At 59.7% G+C, this 1667-nt stretch carries 1 protein-coding gene; it reads left to right on the top strand.

Features of this window, described 5'->3' with window-relative positions:
* Positions 1-215 precede the first annotated feature (215 nt).
* On the top strand, positions 216-911 hold the full coding sequence (locus EX20_RS22630) for a FadR/GntR family transcriptional regulator (RefSeq protein WP_051974494.1): 696 nt from the start codon (positions 216-218) through the stop codon (positions 909-911).
* Positions 912-1667: the final 756 nt, after the last annotated feature.

Raw genomic sequence — 1667 nt, forward strand, 5'->3', positions numbered from 1 at the left:
CCAAAAGCAAAGGAGTGACGGTCGGCTTCACGACCTGAACACCTCCACATCGCCAACACGCCGCCAATTCAGCTGCTTGTTCAGCGTAGCCTTAGGCGGGGGCTGTCTGTATAATCGTCAGCTACCGTCCCTGCGACTTTCTTCTTCTCAGCCTCATGCAATTAACGCCTCCCGCTACACGCGAATCGACTTCACGCTCGGAGCTCGTCGGCAAGATGCTGGCGTTCTTCAAGGAGCGCGGCTACGAAAGCGGCGAGCGTCTGCCATCCGAGCGCGCGCTGGCGGAGCGCTTTGGCGTGGGTCGCAACGCGTTGCGCGAAGCGCTCTCCACGCTGAGCGCGCTGCGGGTCATCGAATCACGTCCGAACTCTGGCATCTATCTGCGCCGCATGTCGACGGACAGCAGCTTCGAGACCATCGTGCTGCTGACGGAGATGGGCTCCGAGCCGTCCATGAAAGAGGTCAAGGAGACGCTCGAGGTCCGCTGGGCGCTGGAGATGCGTGCAGTACAGCTGGCCTGCGAGCGCCGCACGGAAGGAGATCTGGACAGTCTCGCATCGGTAATCGACGCGACCCAGGCGGTGCTGTCGAACAAGGGCAACATCTCGGTGCAGGACACGGCATTCCACATGGCTCTCGCGCGCTGCACCCACAATGAGGTGCTGGTGCGGCTACTCAATTCGTTCTACCGGATTTCGGAAAGCCGCCGCTTTGCGCTGTTCGCCGACCCCGAGCGCGGTGAGATCTCGGCAGTTCAGCACGCAAAGCTCTACGAAGCAGTGAAGAAGCGCGACGTGAAGAAAGCCACTGCATTGATGGAGACGCATTTCTCGCGCGCCGTGGAAGCGTGGAACGAGATTCTCGGCGAGGATCCGCACGCCGAAGCCGAACGGGTGGGAAAAACGAGGTAAGGGCATACGCTCAACATGCGTTACCCGACAGGAGAAAGGTCGGCTCAAATTGGGTGTGCCTGGACAGAGGAAGTACGTAGTCGACAGCGTCTCCTGGTGACAGGTCGCGCCGCCATATGCGCCGGCGCTCGCCTTGTGTCGATAATCGGCAGTTGCAGCGTGGCGACGGGTGCAAAGCCCGCGCAGATCTTTTTTAGCGGTTATTTTTAGACGGATATACCGCGCGCCGCAGTCAAATTCAGCGGCTCGATTAGCCGCGCTGACGCGCCGCTCACGGAAGCCTTTAATCGGTGACGACGGTACCAGCACCGTCACGCACACGCTTTCAGGCGGCATCGAATATCGTGCCCGGTTGCAGGCGTCGCATCTTCTCGTAAAACCCCAAGGGCTAAGTCTGGCAGGCGGTTGTCGCTATAGGCCGAAAGGCGCATTCGGTGAGGCAATTGCGAATTGGCAGCGCCCCCTGCAGTTGGCCGCGTGATTTTGCTGATGGCCTTCAGCCTTCCGCACCACGTTTCGCCTGGCCTCGTCGGGACGGGGGCGACGCGTGGCGTTAGCCAACGTTTCCGTATTCGTGTCGAAGAATGAAGAGTGCCCGAATTCGAGCGCACCGTCTTCGCATTACAGCGGTCCAGTGGTAACTAGCACGTAACAGCGATCTACGCTAGGGCCTGTTCACACTATCTGAGCCCATCTACGATGAGCGCGAAATTGATGAAGGCGAGGAACATCGTGTCCAGTTTTTCGAACCGGGAA

The sequence above is a fragment of the Burkholderia sp. WP42 genome, from assembly GCF_000745665.1.
GTDB classification, from domain to species: domain Bacteria; phylum Pseudomonadota; class Gammaproteobacteria; order Burkholderiales; family Burkholderiaceae; genus Burkholderia; species Burkholderia vietnamiensis.